The sequence below is a fragment of the Bifidobacterium callimiconis genome, from assembly GCF_003952005.1.
GTDB classification, from domain to species: domain Bacteria; phylum Actinomycetota; class Actinomycetes; order Actinomycetales; family Bifidobacteriaceae; genus Galliscardovia; species Galliscardovia callimiconis.
Genome location: NZ_QXGJ01000016.1, coordinates 15,453 through 32,001, shown reverse-complemented (window position 1 = coordinate 32,001; position 16,549 = coordinate 15,453). Strand labels below are relative to the sequence as shown.

14 protein-coding genes and 1 tRNA gene are annotated in these 16,549 nt (G+C 62.2%); 8 read left to right on the top strand and 7 right to left on the bottom strand.

Features of this window, described 5'->3' with window-relative positions; translation table 11 throughout:
• Positions 1–515 precede the first annotated feature (515 nt).
• Together D2E23_RS10725 and D2E23_RS10720 are read right to left on the bottom strand one after the other, a co-directional pair.
• Positions 516–1,868 carry an NAD-dependent succinate-semialdehyde dehydrogenase gene (locus D2E23_RS10725; protein ID WP_126030894.1) on the bottom strand — a complete coding sequence of 451 codons (1,353 nt, stop codon included), beginning with the start codon at positions 1,866–1,868 and terminating at the stop codon, positions 516–518.
• Between the two features lie 289 nt (positions 1,869–2,157).
• Positions 2,158–3,777 (bottom strand): PucR family transcriptional regulator, encoded by a 1,620-nt coding sequence (locus D2E23_RS10720; protein ID WP_126030893.1) that lies wholly within the window; start codon positions 3,775–3,777, stop codon positions 2,158–2,160.
• 222 nt (positions 3,778–3,999) lie between these two features.
• On the opposite strand from D2E23_RS10720, the gene D2E23_RS10715 reads away from it, so the two are divergent.
• From D2E23_RS10715 to D2E23_RS10700, 4 genes are all read left to right on the top strand, one after another.
• Positions 4,000–4,893 (top strand): carbon-nitrogen hydrolase family protein, encoded by an 894-nt coding sequence (locus tag D2E23_RS10715; protein ID WP_126030892.1) that lies wholly within the window; start codon positions 4,000–4,002, stop codon positions 4,891–4,893.
• Positions 4,894–5,018: 125 nt separating this feature from the next.
• On the top strand, positions 5,019–6,416 hold the full coding sequence (locus D2E23_RS10710) for an APC family permease (protein ID WP_126030891.1): 1,398 nt from the start codon (positions 5,019–5,021) through the stop codon (positions 6,414–6,416).
• Between the two features lie 151 nt (positions 6,417–6,567).
• Positions 6,568–7,902 carry a 4-aminobutyrate--2-oxoglutarate transaminase gene (gabT, locus tag D2E23_RS10705; RefSeq protein ID WP_126030890.1) on the top strand — a complete coding sequence of 445 codons (1,335 nt, stop codon included), beginning with the start codon at positions 6,568–6,570 and terminating at the stop codon, positions 7,900–7,902.
• Between the two features lie 199 nt (positions 7,903–8,101).
• On the top strand, positions 8,102–9,241 hold the full coding sequence (locus D2E23_RS10700; protein ID WP_093959864.1) for a 4-hydroxybutyrate dehydrogenase: 1,140 nt from the start codon (positions 8,102–8,104) through the stop codon (positions 9,239–9,241).
• A gap of 297 nt (positions 9,242–9,538) precedes the next feature.
• Here D2E23_RS10700 and hdhA read toward each other — a convergent pair whose 3' ends face one another.
• Positions 9,539–10,363 carry a 7alpha-hydroxysteroid dehydrogenase gene (gene hdhA / locus D2E23_RS10695; RefSeq protein WP_126030889.1) on the bottom strand — a complete coding sequence of 275 codons (825 nt, stop codon included), beginning with the start codon at positions 10,361–10,363 and terminating at the stop codon, positions 9,539–9,541.
• Positions 10,364–10,659: 296 nt separating this feature from the next.
• Between hdhA and D2E23_RS10690 the strand changes: the two genes are divergently transcribed.
• Positions 10,660–10,733: transfer RNA gene (locus tag D2E23_RS10690), tRNA-Ile, on the top strand.
• Between the two features lie 132 nt (positions 10,734–10,865).
• Entirely contained in the window at positions 10,866–11,744 is an 879-nt protein-coding gene (locus tag D2E23_RS10685) for a potassium channel family protein (protein WP_241227290.1), read from the top strand.
• On the opposite strand, the gene D2E23_RS10680 is transcribed toward D2E23_RS10685, so the two are convergent.
• Positions 11,719–12,684, bottom strand: coding sequence for an alpha/beta fold hydrolase (locus D2E23_RS10680; RefSeq protein ID WP_164520798.1), 966 nt, complete (start codon positions 12,682–12,684; stop codon positions 11,719–11,721). The two genes, D2E23_RS10685 and D2E23_RS10680, sit on opposite strands and share 26 nt — an antisense overlap.
• A gap of 211 nt (positions 12,685–12,895) precedes the next feature.
• Between D2E23_RS10680 and D2E23_RS10675 the strand changes: the two genes are divergently transcribed.
• The gene (locus D2E23_RS10675) at positions 12,896–13,306 is read left to right on the top strand and encodes a peptide deformylase (RefSeq protein ID WP_126030887.1); all 411 of its coding nucleotides are present in this window, start codon (positions 12,896–12,898) and stop codon (positions 13,304–13,306) included.
• Between the two features lie 11 nt (positions 13,307–13,317).
• Here the strand turns inward: D2E23_RS10675 and D2E23_RS10670 are convergent, their stop codons facing one another.
• The 3 genes from D2E23_RS10670 to D2E23_RS10660 form a co-directional block, all read right to left on the bottom strand.
• Entirely contained in the window at positions 13,318–13,974 is a 657-nt protein-coding gene (locus D2E23_RS10670) for a sugar O-acetyltransferase (protein WP_126030886.1), read from the bottom strand.
• Between the two features lie 190 nt (positions 13,975–14,164).
• Positions 14,165–14,821: a phosphatase PAP2 family protein gene (locus tag D2E23_RS10665; protein WP_126030885.1), complete on the bottom strand. Its 657-nt coding sequence runs from the start codon at positions 14,819–14,821 to the stop codon at positions 14,165–14,167.
• 142 nt (positions 14,822–14,963) lie between these two features.
• On the bottom strand, positions 14,964–15,548 hold the full coding sequence (locus D2E23_RS10660) for a TetR/AcrR family transcriptional regulator (protein ID WP_240541716.1): 585 nt from the start codon (positions 15,546–15,548) through the stop codon (positions 14,964–14,966).
• Positions 15,549–15,845: 297 nt separating this feature from the next.
• On the opposite strand from D2E23_RS10660, the gene D2E23_RS10655 reads away from it, so the two are divergent.
• Positions 15,846–16,547 carry an ABC transporter ATP-binding protein gene (locus tag D2E23_RS10655; protein ID WP_126030883.1) on the top strand — a complete coding sequence of 234 codons (702 nt, stop codon included), beginning with the start codon at positions 15,846–15,848 and terminating at the stop codon, positions 16,545–16,547.
• Positions 16,548–16,549 lie beyond the last annotated feature (2 nt).

Below are 16,549 nucleotides of genomic sequence, written 5' to 3'. Positions count from 1 at the left end.
TATATGAGTCACGCGGCTCGCCCGATCCCAGTGACCATAGCTTAAAATCGTTGAAATCTCAACGAAATCAGTTACCGGTCACCGGGATCGGGCGAGCCGCGTGACTCATATACGATCTAGGTGACCGACAATCAAGGCGGTCTGTCGGCAAGATACAGGGATACGTTGGGAACGTTACGCAAAGATCGCGCACATAACCCAATTCATACCGGCGTCGGCAATGGGAGCGCTCGTCTTTGGACCCCTCCCCTCAGTCCGCCTTTGGCGGACAGCTCCCCTCCCCGGAGGGGAGCCTGAGCTATGTGGCATTTTGAGGTCGGCTCCCCTCCCGGGGAGGGGAGCTGTCGGCTCAGCCGACTGAGGGGAGGATTCCGGAACCAAGAAACCCCCGAGTTTTGTGGTGTTCCCGGCAAAAATACCGACTCCGGGCGTCCAATACAGCCCTTTTGTTGCATTGGATGCCTGGATTCGGTTCTGAAAACCATAAAACTCGGGGGCTTAAATCAGACTCGCCTTCAGAACCTGCCGACGGCGTCGGTGCAGATGAGCTTGAGATTCACGAACTCGCCCATGCCGAGCGACCCGAGCTCACGGCCGAAGCCGGAGTTCTTCACGCCACCGAACGGCAACTCGCAGGAGTCGGCGCCCACCTCGTTGATGTAGGTCATACCGGTCTCAAGCTCGTCGGCGATGCGTTCGCCCTGTTCCTCGTCGGTGGTGAACACGTAGGAGCCGAGACCGAACGACGTGTCATTGGCGAGCGCCACGGCCTCCTCCTCACTACTTACGCGGTAGAACTGGGCGACCGGCCCGAAGAACTCCTCGTAGCGCACGGACGATCCTTCGGGGATGTTGGTCAGGATGGTCGGCTTGAAGAATGCGCCGTCGTTCTTGCCGTCGCCATATTCAAGGGTGGCACCGGCCTCAACGGCGCGCGATACCTGTTCGGCGAGGTGTTCGGCAGCGGCCTTGGAGCACAGCGGCGCCAGCTCCACGGTATCGGATGCCTTCTTGAACTTGTCGAGGAATTCGTCGTACAGGGAGTCGATCACGATGAATCGCTTGGCTCCGTTGCACACCTGGCCGCAGTTCTCGTAGCGGCCGGCCACGGCGGCCTCGACCGTGGCGTCCATATCGTTGGTGCTGAGCAGGATGAACGGATCGCTGCCGCCGAGTTCGCACACGACCTTCTTGAGTGCCTTGCCGGCTTCGGACGCCACGGCGGTACCAGCGCGTTCGGAGCCGGTGAGTGAGACGCCTCGCACGCGGGAATCGGCGATTACACTGGCGATCTGCTCGTTGGTGGCGTACACGTTGGTGTAGGCGCCTTCGGGGAATCCTGCGTCGTGGAAGATCTTCTCCATGGCGGCGGAGGACTTGGGGCACAGTGCGGCGTGCTTGAGGATGATCGTGTTGCCGAGCATGAGGTTGGGGCCGGCGAAGCGCGCCACCTGATAGTACGGGTAGTTCCACGGCATGATGCCGACCAGCACGCCGATGGACTTGCGTCGGATGACGGCGGAGCCTTCGGCTTCGCGCTTGATGGGCGAGTCGGCTATGAACGACGGGCCGTTGTCGGCGTAGTAGCGGTAGATGGCGGAGGAGAATTCGACTTCGACTCGGCATTCGTCGAGCTTCTTGCCCATTTCGTGGTTGATGATTTCGGCGAGTTCGTCCTCGCGTTCGAGATAGAGGTCGGCCACCTTGCGCAACAGTTCGGCGCGTTCCTCGGCGATGGACGTCTTGCCCCAGGTCGAGTAGGCCTTCTGCGCCTTGTCTACGGTTTCGGCGATCTGCGCGTCGGTGAAGGTGTCAAACGTCTCCTCGACTTCGCCTGTGGCCGGGTTGGTTACCGCGTACTTGCTCATGATGGCTCCTTTCATGCCTGCATACGGATCGCACCCGCACGCCTGCTGTTCGCTTCTGGAATCCAGTTGTAAGCCCACTTGGTTTCGATTTCGTTATACAAACAGCACTTTTATTTTCTTATTCGAAACAATAAGGCGATTGCAATTCGCGAAACGAACATTTGAGCAGTAGGTGTTCGACAGGCCCTCCCCTCAGTCGGCTGCGCCGACAGCTCCCCTCCAGGGGAGGGGAGCCACAGGACCTTAGGCCAGCAACCCTATCCCCACAGGAGCCACAGGACGGATGCGGCTAGTTCTTTTCGGGGAAGCGGGTGAATTTGCAGGCGAACCAGAGCTCGGCGACCGTCTGCGGGTCGGAGATGTCCACGGACAGGGCCTTGGCGATCTGCGCCATGTACTTGGTCACCGTGTGGCGGTGGATGCCCAGCGTTCGGGCCACCTCTTCGGCCTTGCCGCGGCATTCGAGCCAGGTGCGCAGTACGTCCACGGCGTGCAGGCTCATGCCGTCCGGCTCGGTCCAGTCGTCGGGTTGCACCGCGGCCTTTCCCCCGTCTCCCCTGCCGCCGTGCGGCCCCACGGCCAGGTTGAAGATCAGCGACGAGATTGGCGCGAGCTTGAGGTCGGCGAATGCGCGCATCTTCGACGGTTCCACCATGTTCTCCAGCGATCCCGCTCCTTCTCGCTGCCCGTATCGCAATGACTGCATGCCCGACGTCATGGCCTCGGAGGCCGCCTGGTACGCCTCGTGACGGGCCCTCGGCAGATCGCGCCAGATGCAGCCTGACGACTGTCCCACGATCACGCGTGAGTCACGCAGCAGTCCCTCAACCCATTCCGCGGCGTTCGACTGCGAGACCACCACCCACAGGTCGCTTTCGATCATGCCGAACACGGCGGGGTTCATGTTCTTCGCCAGCGACTTGCGGAACGGCTCGAACAGTCGCTGCGCGGTCTCCAACGCCTCCTGCTCGCCGGTGACGCGCAGTACGGTCAGCGGCTCGGCCGGCATGCCGTCCCACAGATCGGAGGCGTACGGCCGCACGAGTTCGGCGCCACCCTCCAGACACTGCCGCATCATGGCCGCACGCAGCCTGCCCAGCGCACGGCTCGCATCGGCGGAACTGCTGATGGCCAGCGACAGCAACGCCGCCGCCTGCGCCACCAGCGGATGGTCGAGCGTGCCCTTCTCGCCGCGGTAACCGGCGACCAGATAGCCCAGCGTCTGCCCGGCCGGAGATGCGATGTGAAACGCGGCGATGTCGTATCCGCGCATGGCCACGAACTTCGCCTCACCCAACACACTGAACGTCAACGCGTCGCCGAGCGCACTCATCTCGATCGGCAGGAACCGGTGCGACGACTCGGTCACCGTGCCCGCCGGGTTCAGCAGCGCCACCCATCCGCCGATCAGCTCGGCGGTCTTCGACACGATCGTGCTCACCGGATCGAGCGTGTGCACGGAACGCAGCAGCTGCTGCTGATTGCGGTACAGTCTGGCGAACCCCTGCTGCTTGTCGTCAGCGATACCACGCGAGATCATCTTGGTGATCGCGATGAACGATATCTCCAACGGCACGGAGAACAACGGCACGTCGCTCGCCTCGCACTGCCGGACCAGCCATTCGGGAATCGCCGCATGATGCACGCCCACACCAAACCCGATGCCGCGAATACCGCAATGCGCCAACCGGTCCACATACAGGCGGAAATCCTCGCCGGGATCCCCCTCCGGCATGAGCAATCCGGTGAGCAACAGCAGCTCACCGCCCTCCAGATACGGCGTGGGATCAATCGATTCCGAGGAATGAACCCACGAGATCGGCGTATCCAGACTTCCTGGAGCCCCCTCCACCACCAGGGACAAGTGCAGGGATCGCTGCTCCAGCAAGGCATTCAGGGTGATTGACATGCCTCCACCATACGTCAAGAAACCCCATCAAGGACAGTTCGTCCACGATTTGAGTCTATTTACTCCAAACTGTCCATAACATTTCGTTTCAACCGGTCATATCTTTGGGAACCAACGACGAACACAGACGTCGAAACAACCTCGTCGGGACCGGCAAAAGCCAACAGCGAGAACGCCTCACACAGGTGGAACGCATCCCGACCCCAACCTAAGGAGAAGGCAATGACCGAGCTCAGCGCACTGACCATCGCCATGGCGCAGTACAGCCAGCTGCCGATCGGCAAGCCCTTCGGCAGGTTCGCGAATTCCGTCCGTCATGTCGTAGACGTTCACTCCACCGCGGGCGCCCGCCCCGAACTCGTGATCTTCCCCGAGATGCACCTGTTCGGCACCGGCGACCTGCCGCAGGATCAGGCACGACGCAGCAAGATCGCCGCAGCCACCGATTTTCATGACGAACTGACCGAGAACCTCAAGGCGCTCGCCAAGGAACTGGGCATCTGGCTCATCCCCGGAACCATTCCCGAACAGGACGGCGAAGGTGGCGCGTTCAACACCGCGCCCGTGTTCTCCCCCGCGGGAGAACTGGTGACCACCTACCGCAAGATCTGCCCGTGGCGCCCGTTCGAGCAGTACACACCCGGCGACTCGTTCGCCGTGTTCGACATCCCCGGCAAGGGACGCATCGGACTGACGATCTGCTATGACGCATGGTTCCCCGAGATCTCCCGTCAGGTGGCCTGGCTCGGCGCCGACATGATCGTCAATCTGGTCCGCACCACCACGCCCGACCGTCGGCAGGAACTGGTGCTGGCCCGCGCCAACGCCATCGTCAACCAGACGTTCCTCGCCAGCATCAATGCGGCGGCACCGCAGGGAGTCGGCGAATCCGTGCTGGTGGACCCCGAAGGCAACATCATCCGTCAGATCACCGGCAGCCAGGAGGGACTGATCACCGCCACCGTGCAGCTCGATCAGGTCCGTCGCGTTCATCAGACCGGAACCAGCGGCACCAACAAGGTGTGGGAGCAGTTCCGTCCCGGCGACAGTCCGGTTCCCCTACCGCTCTATGAAGGCCGGATCGATCCCGACCGATGGAGCGCACCGGTCGACTGACATCCGGTCATAACGCCACGCGCTCTTCCTCCTAACCATTCTCAATTCCTCATATCCCAACATCCCCAACAGCATCGCGGCATCGCCACAGCGAATCGCTCGTGCAGTTCAGAGAGGACATCGCAATGACCACGCAAACCATCGGGCAGACGGCCGTAGAGGCCACGCCCGTAGCCGCCACAGTATCCACGCCTCAACTCCAGCGCACCATGGGACTGCGTTCCATCGTGCTGCTCGGCCTGGCCTACATGTGCCCGATCATCGTGCTCGGCACCTTCGGCGTCATCTCGGCCACGTCGCACGGTGCCACGGCCATGAGCTACACCGCCGCCACGATCGCCATGTTGTTCACCGCCAGCAGCTACGGCCGCATGGCCGTCCTCCACCCGGAGGCGGGCAGCGCCTACACGTACGTCGGCAAGACGATCAGCCGCAAGCTTGGCTTCCTCGTCGGCTGGGCGGTGCTGCTCGACTACATGTTCCTGCCCATGGTGGTGTGGCTGATCGGCGCCTCCTATCTGGCCGCCAAGTTCCCCGCCGTGCCGATCTGGGCATGGGTGCTTGGCTTCATCGTGCTCACCACCGGCATCAACATCGTCGGTCTGAGCGTTGCAGACAAGATCAACTTCGCACTCATGACCTTCCAGGCCATCGTCATCATCACGTTCGTCGGCCTGTCCATCCGTTCCGTGGTCACCGGTGACGGCGCATCCGCCCTGGTCAGCACCAGCCCGTTCCTCGGCGACGGTTCCTCACTGTCCGCGGTCGTGGCCGGCGGCGCCATCGCAGCCTACTCGTTCCTCGGATTCGACGCGGTGACCACGCTGAGCGAAGAGACCCGCAACCCGAAGAAGACCATGCCCCGCGCCATCCTGCTCATCGCCGCGGTCGGCGGACTGATCTTCATCGCCGTCTCCTACTTCACCCAGCTGGTGCACCCCGGCGGCGTGTTCATCGACGAGTCCTCCGCGGCCTATGAGATCGCCGCACAGATCGGCGGCAACCTGTTCACCTCCGTGTTCATCGCCGGCCTGTGCTTCGGCCAGTTCACCTCCGGCATCGCCACCCAGGCCAGCGCCTCCCGTCTGCTGTACGTGATGGGCCGTGACGGCGTGCTACCGAAGAAGTTCTTCGGCCGTCTGAGCGCCAAGTTCGACACCCCGGTCCTGTCCATCCTGCTCGTCGCCGCCATCGGCCTGATCGCCATGTTCCTCGACGTGGCCACGTCCACCTCGTTCGTGAACTTCGGCGCCTTCACCTCCTTCACGCTGGTAAACGTCTGCGTGATCGTCGCCTATCTCAAGGCGGACGACAAGCAGCGCAAGGAGGATCTCCCCGGCGGCGCGCTGCGCAACATCCTGCTGCCGATCCTCGGCGCCCTGTTCTGCCTGTACCTGCTCGTGCACCTCGACATCCACGCGCTGATCCTCGGCCTGTCGTGGCTGGCGATCGGCGTGGTGATCCTCGCCGTGCTCACAGGCGGATTCAAGCACAACCCGCCCGAGTACAACCACGTCGGCTGATCCTCACGATCACCGATATCGCCAAACACAAGGCGCAACAAACACAACAAGACTTGGGTCGTCGCGCAGCTGCCATAACCGCACGGCGACCCACCCAACAACAACCAATCAAAACTCTCTCAGTTTTCATCATTCAGAGAAAGGAAACATCATGTCCGTTCCGCAGGTAGCCCGCAAGCTCGTCACCGCCATCCCCGGACCGAAGTCCCAGGCTCTTGAAGAGGAGCACCACAAGTACGTGAGCGCCGGCGTCGGCCAGGGCATGCCCGTGTTCGCCGAATCCGCCTCCGGCGCCACCATCACCGACGTGGACGGCAACCGATTCATCGATCTGGCCTCCGGCATCGCCGTCACCGGCGTTGGCAACTGCGCTCCCGAGGTGGTCAAGGCCGTGCAGGACGAGGTCGCCAAGCTCACCCACACGAACTTCGCCACCACCCCGTACGCCAACTACATCGAGGTGTGCAAGAAGCTCGCCGAGCACACCCCCGGCGACTTCCCGAAGAAGAGCGTGCTGGTCAACTCCGGCGCCGAGGCCGTTGAGAACGCCGTCAAGATCGCCCGCAAGTACACCGGCCGCTCCGCCGTCGTGGTGATGGAGAACGCCTTCCACGGCCGCACCAACCTGACCATGGCCATGACCACCAAGTCCATGCCGTACAAGCGTGGCTTCGGCGCCTTCGCCCCCGACATCTACCGCGTGCCGTTCAGCTACCCGCTGCGTGACGAGTTCGGTGCCGACGGCGCCGCCGCCGCGAAGGCCGCCGCCGCGAAGATCGAACTGCTGGTGGGTCACGAGAACGTGGCCGCCGTGATCGCCGAACCGATTCAGGGCGAGGGCGGCTTCATCGTCCCGGCCCCCGGCTTCCTCTCCGGTCTGGCCGACTGGGCGCACGACAACGGCGTGCTGTACATCTCCGATGAGATCCAGGCCGGCTTCTGCCGCTCCGGCAAGTGGTTCGCCTGCGAGTACGACGGCGTGGTGCCGGATCTGATCACCACCGCCAAGGCTCTGGGCGGCGGCATGCCGATCGCCGCAGTCACCGGTCGCGCCGAGATCATGGACAGCGTGCAGCCCGGCGGCATCGGCGGCACCTACGGCGGCAACCCCGTCTCCTGCGCCTCCGCCCTGGCGGCCGTCAAGCTCATGGAAGACAAGGATCTTCCGGCCCGCGCCGCCCACATCGGCGAGGTGGCCGACGCCTCCCTCAAGCCGCTGGTCGACGAGCTCGACACGGTGGCCGAGGTCCGTGGCCACGGCGCCATGATCGGCATCGAGTTCGTCAAGCCCGGTTCGATGGAGCCGAACAAGGAGCTCGTGGGTCGCATCACCAAGCGCACCATTCAGGAGGGTCTGATCATCCTCACCTGCGGCATCAACGGCAACGTGATCCGCCTGCTGCCCACCCTGACCATCACCGACGAGGAGCTCACCGAGGCCCTTGACGTGCTCAAGGAGATCATCGTCGAGGAAAGCGCCAAGTAAGGGTTTCCCCGACTCCGCATCAACGGCTCCCCTCTTTGAGGGGAGCTGTCCGTCGTATGACGGACTGAGGGGAGCCTCCACCGATTTCCGCCGGCAACGGACTACCATTCCTATTGCCTGACACGGCGACTCCAAAGTCGATCCGGTCAGGCAATCGTATACAACCACACACATCGGCACACATCAAAGGACATTCACCATGAAGCTGCTTACCGTGGGACCGAAGGACATCTTCAAGTTCCCCACCGTCAAGGATTTCGCCGAAGCGTTCGAACTGGGCCCGAATGATCTGGTCGTCAGCATCGAAATGATCTACGACAAGTTCCTCAAGCCGTACCTCAACGGCGCCAACGTGCTGCTCGTCGACAAGTACGGCAACCAGGAGCCCACCGACGTGATGATCGACGAGATCATCGCCGACGCCGGCAAGTTCGACTACGATCGCATCGTCGCCATCGGCGGCGGCGCGGTGATGGACATGTCGAAGGTCGTGGCCGTGGCCGGCGGCGCCAGCATCGACGACGTGATCGACCATCTGCCCGACTTCAAGCGCAAGGTCGGCCTGGTGCTCATCCCCACCACGTGCGGCACCGGCAGCGAGGTCACCGAGATCGCGGCCATCAACCGCACCCGTCTCGGCTGCAAGGCCGGCATCGCCGGCCCCGAGATGTTCGCCGATCATGCCGTGCTGATTCCCGAACTGCTGTACGGCCTGCCCGACCACGTGTTCATGACCAGCTCCCTTGACGCGCTCGTCCACTCCGTGGAATCCACGCTGTCGCCGAACTCCACGCCGTACACCAAGCTGTTCGGCTACGAGGCCATGAAGACGATCATCAACGGCTACAAGGCCATCGTGGAGGCCGGCGAGCCCGGCAGCGCCGAGCGCCGCGCCAAGCGCAACGAGCTTATGGACGACTTCCTGATCGCCTCCGACTACGCCGGCATCAGCTTCGACACCGGCGGCTGCGCGGCCGTGCACGCGCTGAGCTACCAGCTGGGCGGCAAGTACCATGTGCCGCACGGCGAGTCCAACTACGCGATGTTCACCGGCGTGCTGCGCAACTACATGGAGATCAAGTCCGACGGCGAGATCGCCAAGCTCAACAAGGTCATCGCCGACGTGCTCGGCTGCGACGTGGCCGACGTGTACGACGAACTGGAGAACCTCATCAACCAGCTGCTGCCCAAGAAGGCGCTGCACGAGTACGGCGTGACCCGCGAGGACCTGCCCGAGTTCACCGAGCGCGTGATGACCACGCAGGAGCGTCTGATGAAGAACTGCTTCGTGCCGCTCGACGCGGACCGCGTGCGCAAGATCTTCGAGGAGCTGTACTGATCCAGCGCTGACGACGAGCCGCCGATATCGATTGCAGCGGCTTTAGGCAAACACAGGGCGGGTGTGGACACTGAACGATGTCCGTGCCCGCCCTGTTCGTATGTGAATGTGCGTGGTCGGCTTGGCAGCCCTCCCTCAGTCATGCTGCGCATGACAGCTCCCTCCCTCGGAGGGAGCACGCGGGTGATTTGCTTCGTGCTCCCTCCAAGGGAGGGAGCTGTCCGGCCCCCGGCCGGACTGAGGGAGGGATCCACGCGCGGCAGGCCCCGAATACCCCCAGTCGGGCGCTCCCGCAAACTATCCGCGAGCGCCGGACCGTTCGGCCAGGTCACCAAACACGGGCGCGGCCAGACCATAGCCGCCGCACACCTCGAGGATCTGTCCAGTGGTGAACGCGGACTCGTCGCTGGCGAAGTACAGCACGGCGTTCGCGATCTCCTCCGGCGTGGCCATGCGACGGATCGGCGTGTGCTTGAGGAAGAACTCACGGAAGTCCTCGGTCAGCGCGTTCTGCACGGCGTCGGTGGCGGTCATGCCCGGCAGCACGGCGTTGCAGCGGATGTTCTTGCGCGCCTCGTGCACGGCGATCAGCTTGGTCAGATAGTTGATCGCGGCCTTGGACGTGCCGTATGCGATCTGTGAGATGTCCGGCACCGAGCCTCCGACCGACGAGATGTTGACGATGCTGCCCGACTTCGCCTCGCCCATGTACTTCAGCGCCGCCTGCGATGCGAGGAACACGCTCTTAAGGTTGATGTCGACCGTGCTGATGAACTCCTGCGGATCGGTGTGCTCGATGTCGAGGTCCTTGCGCGGGTTGGACGTGCCGAAATTGTTGACGAGCACGTCAAGACGGCCCTCGTTCGCGGCGGCCTCGTCGATCGCCGACGCATAGGTATCGTCCTTCGAAGCGTCATTGTAGACGAATTTCACCACGCCGCCGGATTTCACGATCGCATCCTCGGCCATGAGTTCGGCGATCTTCACCTCGGCACGTTCCTGGTTGCGCGCTGCCATGTAGACGGTCGCACCCTCTTCGGCGAACCTCTTCACGATCGCGCAGCCGATGCCTCGCGTCGACGCCGTCACCACGGCCACCTTGCCGCCCAGCCTTCCAGTCATGAAACCTCCTTTGGTCATGCGGTCATACGCGGGCCCATTCCCGCAATATGCCTCACTGTATTCCCCGAAAATTCCAATCGGCATTCCGTTGCCATTTCTTTCGGCGAGCCCCGCAATCGTCCCACTATGTGCATTCGCTCAGTCCTCTGCTTCCCCGCTCAGTCCTCTGCTTCCCCTCGAGGGGAAGCCGTCAGACGCAGTCTGACTGATGAGGTGCCCGACCTACCAATGGCAATCCCCAACACCCCCGGAAATACACCCACCCTGTTATCCTAGACAAGTTGCCTTGGCAACGTGGGGCCTTAGCTCAGTCGGTTAGAGCAGCGAACTCATAATTCGTCGGTCCAGGGTTCAAGCCCCTGAGGCCCTACTTCGCATTCTCTTCGGCTTTCCTCTGGGAAAGCCGCTTCCCCGTCCTACTGCACTCAAACCGCAATCCTGCACCGTTCTGGGATACTCTGGAATCATGAACGGTACAGAACCGACGAAGGTGTCGAATATCATGCCGAAGATTCACGAGATTCACGCCCCCGAACCGAACGCCCCGAAGCATCACACCCGGCTCACGCTCGACCAGTGGCGCAAGTGGACGGAATGGCCCATGACCGGCGCCGCCGTGGTGTTCCTCGTCGTCTACTCGTATCAGGTGCTCGCCCGCCCGGCCAGCACGATCGTCACGGAAACCATCATGAACGTCATCTGGGTGATGTTCGCCACCGACTACATCGTGTCGCTCATCCTGTCGGACAATCGTCAGTTCTGGTTCTTCCGCCACCTGTTCGACCTCGCCACCGTCGTGCTGCCCATGCTGCGGCCGCTGCGACTGCTCCGCCTGTTCATGGTGCTCAAGGTGCTCAACCGCACGTCCGGTTTGGCGCTGCGCGGTCGGATCGCCATCTACGTAGTGGGCGCGGTCACGATGATGATCTACGTGGGTGCGCTCGCCGTGTACGACGTGGAACAGTACGCCCCCACCCGGCAGATCGACGATTTCGGCGACGCCGTGTGGTGGGCGTTCGTCACGGTGACCACGGTCGGCTATGGTGACTACGCGCCCACGACGTGGCAGGGAAGACTGGTCGCGGCGGCGCTCATGCTCGGCGGCATCACGCTGATCGGCGTGGTCTCCGCCATGGTGGCGTCGTGGATCATGGAACGCGTGCAGGTGGGTGATCAGAAGGCGTTCACCAAGACCTTTGAGGCGCAGATGAGCCGCGAACTCGATGAGGATGCTCAGGAGAGCGCCACCCGCGACGCCAATCTGGAGGCCAAGATCGACGCGTTATCCGCCCAGCTTGCCCAACTCATCGCGGAACGTGACACGAACGCCGTACACGATTCGTCGGCGGATGCGCTCACGAAACGGCCTGACCGAACCTGATCATGGCATGCATCGCCCACTCCCATGCGCGACTCGTTGGAATATGCCCACTATGGGCGAGCCGCACATACTCCACGTTGGGCCGGCGTTCGGCGAGCGCGGCCAGTTCGTCGGGCAGTACGTAAAGCTCCGCATCGCCTTGAATGTAGATCACGGGGATGGGGAGTCGTTCGGCGATCGGCCACAGGTCGATGTTTTCCATGGAGTCCCAGAGTGTACGGAAGCGTCGGGAGAATCGTCCGTATGGCAGCGTTCCCATGGCGGCGCCGATCAGGTCGAGCGGCCGGTAGTCGCCGGAGGTCACCAGACGCAGCATCCATCGGCGGAACATGGCGTCGTTGCGCCAACTGTCCGCTATCGCGCGCCAGATCGGATTGCCGCTCCCCAAAGCATCTCGATAGTGGCAGCAGTTCGTGTATTTGCCGGCCAGTTGTTCCACATAGGCGGCGTAGGGATCGTACCGTCCGATGTTCTGCAGCTGTTGCATACGCAGTCGTTCACGCTCGTTCATCCGTCGGTCGCATGCGGCGCGGAAGTGTCCGGTGGCTTCGCGCATGCTCATGATCGGTCCGAGGTTGATCACGCCGGCGATGTCCGATTCTCTGGCGGCGACCGTCTGCATGGTCAGGTAGGTGCCGAACGAGTAGCCGTTGAGCAGGATCGGACTATGCGGGAACCGTCTGCGGATCTCGCCGGTCAGGTCGATGGCCATGCGTGCGAACGTCTCCACGCTGATGTCGGAGGGAATGTCGTGTAGCCGTCGGGCGTTCCTGCCGCAGCCGTACTGATCCCACCAGACGAGTGTGAACCGTTTGGACAGTTCCGGATAGAATCCACGGTAGGCGAGTCCATAGATGAACGGCGCCCATGGCCCGCCATGGAACATGATCATGACCGGCGCGCTGCCGCCCGGCCCTTCCACGGAAATCTTCTGCGACACTCCCCCGAGTATCACCGTATGCCGTTCGCTGATCGATGGCTTCCATTGTCGACCACGATTCCAAGCACCTGTTTCGCCTACATACTCCCCAACCTGTGTCATGGCTTCATTGTGCATCCGACTGCCGCATGATGATCGTGAATCTTGCCGTAAGCTGGAACGGCATTACATCATTCCGTCATCATTCATCCCGGTCATCAAGGAGTTACCCATGCGCCGACCGATCATGACCTCCGCGGCATTCCTGTCGCAGCCGTCCGCCCCTGCCACGAAGAACGATGCCAAGGTGGCACAGGATCTGCTGGATACGTTGGCCGCGCACGCCAACGAATGCGTGGGCATGGCGGCCAACATGATCGGCGTGTCCAGGCAGGTGATCGTGTTCGACGACAACGGCACGGCACGCGCGATGTTCAATCCGCGGATCACCGCGCAGTCCGAACCGTACGAGACCCGGGAGGGTTGCCTGTCGCTGATCGGCGAGCGCAAGACCACCCGCTACCGTCGCATCACGGTCTCGTTCGACGATCTGGCATTCCACCGCTGCACCGAGAACTTTGCGGGCTGGACGGCGCAGATCATTCAGCACGAGATCGATCACTGCAACGGCATCGTGATCTGATCTCGCTCAGCTTATGCCAGCCGCGCTCCCACCTTGTCGAACGGCGGCTTGAACCTGCGGTCGCGCCAATAGTATTCGTCGTCGTGCTCGTTGATCTCGCGCACCACCTTGCATGGGGTGCCGAACGCCACCACGTTGGCGGGGATGTCCTTGGTGACGAGACTGTTCGCGCCGATCACGGTGTTGTCGCCGATGGTCACGCCGGGCATCACGGTCACGTTCGCGCCGATCCACACGTTTTTGCCGATGTGGATGGGGAACGAGTACTGGGCGCCATCGAGTCGCAGGTCGGGGCGGATGGGGTGCCCGGTGGCCACAAGCGTCACATTCGGTCCGATCATCGTGTGATCGCCGATGTAGATCTCGCCATCATCGACCAGCGTGAGGTTGAAGTTGGCGTAGCAGCGCTCACCCCAGAAGGTGTTGCATCCCCAGTTGGCGTACACCGGGCATTCCAGGTAGAGGCCTTCGCCCGCGGCGCCGAAGAACTCCTGCATGAGTTCGGTCCGGCGCTTCTGGTCGCTCATCGGGGTGGCGTTGAGCGCCATTTGAATGTCGCGCTGGGCGGCCTGCACGGGGAAGAACCGGGGATCGGTGGGCAGGTAGACGTCGCCGCCGAGCATTTCGGCGAAGTGTTCGCGCATTTCGGCTTTCTCTTCGGCATTCATGGGTCAAACCTCCTTGTTTCATGGCGCCAGAGTCACCAATCCATTAAAGCATGACCAGTTTCTGGTTCACGATTTTCAGGGTCGTGCAAATCGTGAACCAGAAACCAATACGTTCCCATTGCAATCATGCGGATCGGAGAGCCGACTTCGGTTCACGATTTTCAGGGTCGCGCAAATCGTGAACCGGCTTCTAGCGAGTTCGCCGCTTGCCCACGTCCACGAACAGATACCACAGGGCGTAGGAGATGGCCGGGCACACCAGGATCGAGGTCAGCACGTCGGTGGGAAAATGCAGGCCAAGCACCAGACGGGAGAATCCGACCACCGCCACCAGCAGCACGCCGATGATGATCACCGCGTGTCGGATGCGCCGTTTCATGCTGCGGGTCATGAGCACGCCCATCGTCGCCACCATGACCGCGCCCGCAGTGTGTCCGCTGGGAAAGCTTGGATCACTCGGCAGCAGGGACGAGCCGACCGATGTGGACGGACGCGGACGCTCCACCACCTGTTTCACGCCGGTCACGTAGGCGGTCGGACTGATGGATACGATCAGGTTGCGCACCACCTTGCGTATCGACCGACTGTGCCGGTACGCCACGTAGGCGAGCACCGCCATGATAATCACGCAGCCAACGCCGGAGAACACCCATGCCAGCAGGGTCGAGATCACGTCAAAGCCGACCGGCAGGCTGCGCAGCGACCGCAGGAACTCCGTCTCCTCCAACACCGTCGACGTCGAATCACGCAATCCCACGCCGATCGCCGGCATGATCGCGCACAGCAGCGCCACCGCCGGCACCAGAATCACGCTGCGCGAGTTGCGCCACAGCGTCCGCCACACCATTCTCAGAGTTCGTTTTCCCAATGTTTTCATACGCACGGGGAGTCATTATTCCCCATGTCCACTGAGACACTCCCAAGATTCATCAGACCATACAGCAACCACACACGTTGTTCGATTCGTCGCGGACGGTCATTGCATGACGTCATTTCAGAATGTCGACGGGCGCGGTCACCTTGTTACGTTCGACGATCGCGCAGATCTGCTCGGGACTCTCCCGGCATCCGTGGCGAATCCACAGCCAGATGATCGACGCGACGGACGAGACCAGGATCTCCAACGCATATTCGCGCGGCATACCGCCATGGTCGCGCATCGGCATGCCCAGACGTCCGGCCTGTAGGATCAGCATCCGTTTGAGCACGTCCTTGAACCGGTCATAGAGCTGCATGTCACTGCCCGAACCGGACACCGCGTCGAAGAACGCATAATCCCGTTTGATGTAGCGCAGTGCCTCGGCGATCGACTCCGTGCTGAAGATGTCCTCGACGTCATCGACGCCAGCCGCAGGCGTGCCGGACCGCATGATGGCGGTCAGATCGTCGATCGCATCGTCAAGCAGTCGCCGCTGCAGGTCGAACTTGTCGACGTAGTGCAGATAGAACGTACCGCGGTTGATGCCGGCCGCACGTACGATGGCGCTGACGGTCATGGCCTCGAATCCTCGGCTTTTCAATAGTTCGATGTAGGCGGTGCGAATCTTCGCCTTGGTCTTGGTGGTGCGTTGCATGACCGTCCCGGCTCCTTTCCCCATCGAATCGCCGAATGCAATGGCCGTCCGTTGTGCCCAACGATATCAACATGTTGTGCATTGCCGATGCCATACTGGTCAATTTTCGAAAAACCGTTCATTATGAACGCTTTTCGCGTTTCTGGCCATTGCCGGGCCGACCGGCCGATCCCTACAATGCAGGCAAATCAACATGTTGTCCATAGCCGATGACAGTTACGATCGCGGGACAACGGCATCCCGCACCGACGACCGTCGCATCGTCATCATCGCCCGCGCCTGCCGAAAGGAGATCCCATGTCATACATCGAAATGGTCCACAGCTACAAGCGCTATCAGATGGGCAGCACCACCATCGTGGCCAACAACGACGTGACCTTCGGCATCGAAAAGGGCGAGCTCGCCATTATTCTAGGATCCTCCGGAGCCGGCAAATCCACGGTGCTCAACATTCTGGGCGGCATGGACACCAATTCCGAAGGCCAGGTGATCATCGACGGCAGGGACATCTCCGGCTACACGTCGCATCAGCTCACCGAATACCGTCGGCACGACATCGGATTCGTCTTCCAGTTCTACAATCTCGTGGCGAATCTCACCGCCAGAGAGAACGTCGAGCTCGCCTCCGAGATCGTGCGCAACGCGCAGGACCCCGTCAAGGCGCTCACCGACGTGGGACTCGCCGATCGCATCGACAACTTCCCCGCACAACTGTCCGGCGGCGAACAGCAGCGCGTGGCCATAGCCCGCGCCGTGGCCAAGAACCCGAAGATCCTGCTGTGCGACGAGCCCACCGGCGCACTCGACTACAACACCGGCAAGCAGGTGCTGCAGATCCTGCAGGACAAGAGCCGCAAGGACGGCGCCACCGTGGTGATCGTGACGCACAATTCCGCCATCGCGCCGATCGCCGACCGGGTGATCCACATGCACGACGCCCGCGTCAAATCGATCGAGACGAACGAGCATCCGATGGACATCCAGGATCTGGAATGGTGATC

Bases quoted from the DNA above. Each gene is read 5' to 3' on its own strand.
- D2E23_RS10675 (WP_126030887.1), top strand. From the start codon at position 12,896: ATGCGCCGACCGATCATGACCTCCGCGGCATTCCTGTCGCAGCCGTCC.
- D2E23_RS10725 (WP_126030894.1), bottom strand. From the start codon at position 1,868: ATGAGCAAGTACGCGGTAACCAACCCGGCCACAGGCGAAGTCGAGGAG.
- D2E23_RS10685 (WP_241227290.1), top strand. From the start codon at position 10,866: ATGCCGAAGATTCACGAGATTCACGCCCCCGAACCGAACGCCCCGAAG.
- D2E23_RS10655 (WP_126030883.1), top strand. From the start codon at position 15,846: ATGTCATACATCGAAATGGTCCACAGCTACAAGCGCTATCAGATGGGC.
- hdhA (WP_126030889.1), bottom strand. From the start codon at position 10,363: ATGACTGGAAGGCTGGGCGGCAAGGTGGCCGTGGTGACGGCGTCGACG.
- D2E23_RS10715 (WP_126030892.1), top strand. From the start codon at position 4,000: ATGACCGAGCTCAGCGCACTGACCATCGCCATGGCGCAGTACAGCCAG.
- D2E23_RS10665 (WP_126030885.1), bottom strand. From the start codon at position 14,821: ATGGTGTGGCGGACGCTGTGGCGCAACTCGCGCAGCGTGATTCTGGTG.
- gabT (WP_126030890.1), top strand. From the start codon at position 6,568: ATGTCCGTTCCGCAGGTAGCCCGCAAGCTCGTCACCGCCATCCCCGGA.
- D2E23_RS10720 (WP_126030893.1), bottom strand. From the start codon at position 3,777: ATGTCAATCACCCTGAATGCCTTGCTGGAGCAGCGATCCCTGCACTTG.
- D2E23_RS10700 (WP_093959864.1), top strand. From the start codon at position 8,102: ATGAAGCTGCTTACCGTGGGACCGAAGGACATCTTCAAGTTCCCCACC.
- D2E23_RS10710 (WP_126030891.1), top strand. From the start codon at position 5,019: ATGACCACGCAAACCATCGGGCAGACGGCCGTAGAGGCCACGCCCGTA.
- D2E23_RS10660 (WP_240541716.1), bottom strand. From the start codon at position 15,548: ATGCAACGCACCACCAAGACCAAGGCGAAGATTCGCACCGCCTACATC.
- D2E23_RS10670 (WP_126030886.1), bottom strand. From the start codon at position 13,974: ATGAATGCCGAAGAGAAAGCCGAAATGCGCGAACACTTCGCCGAAATG.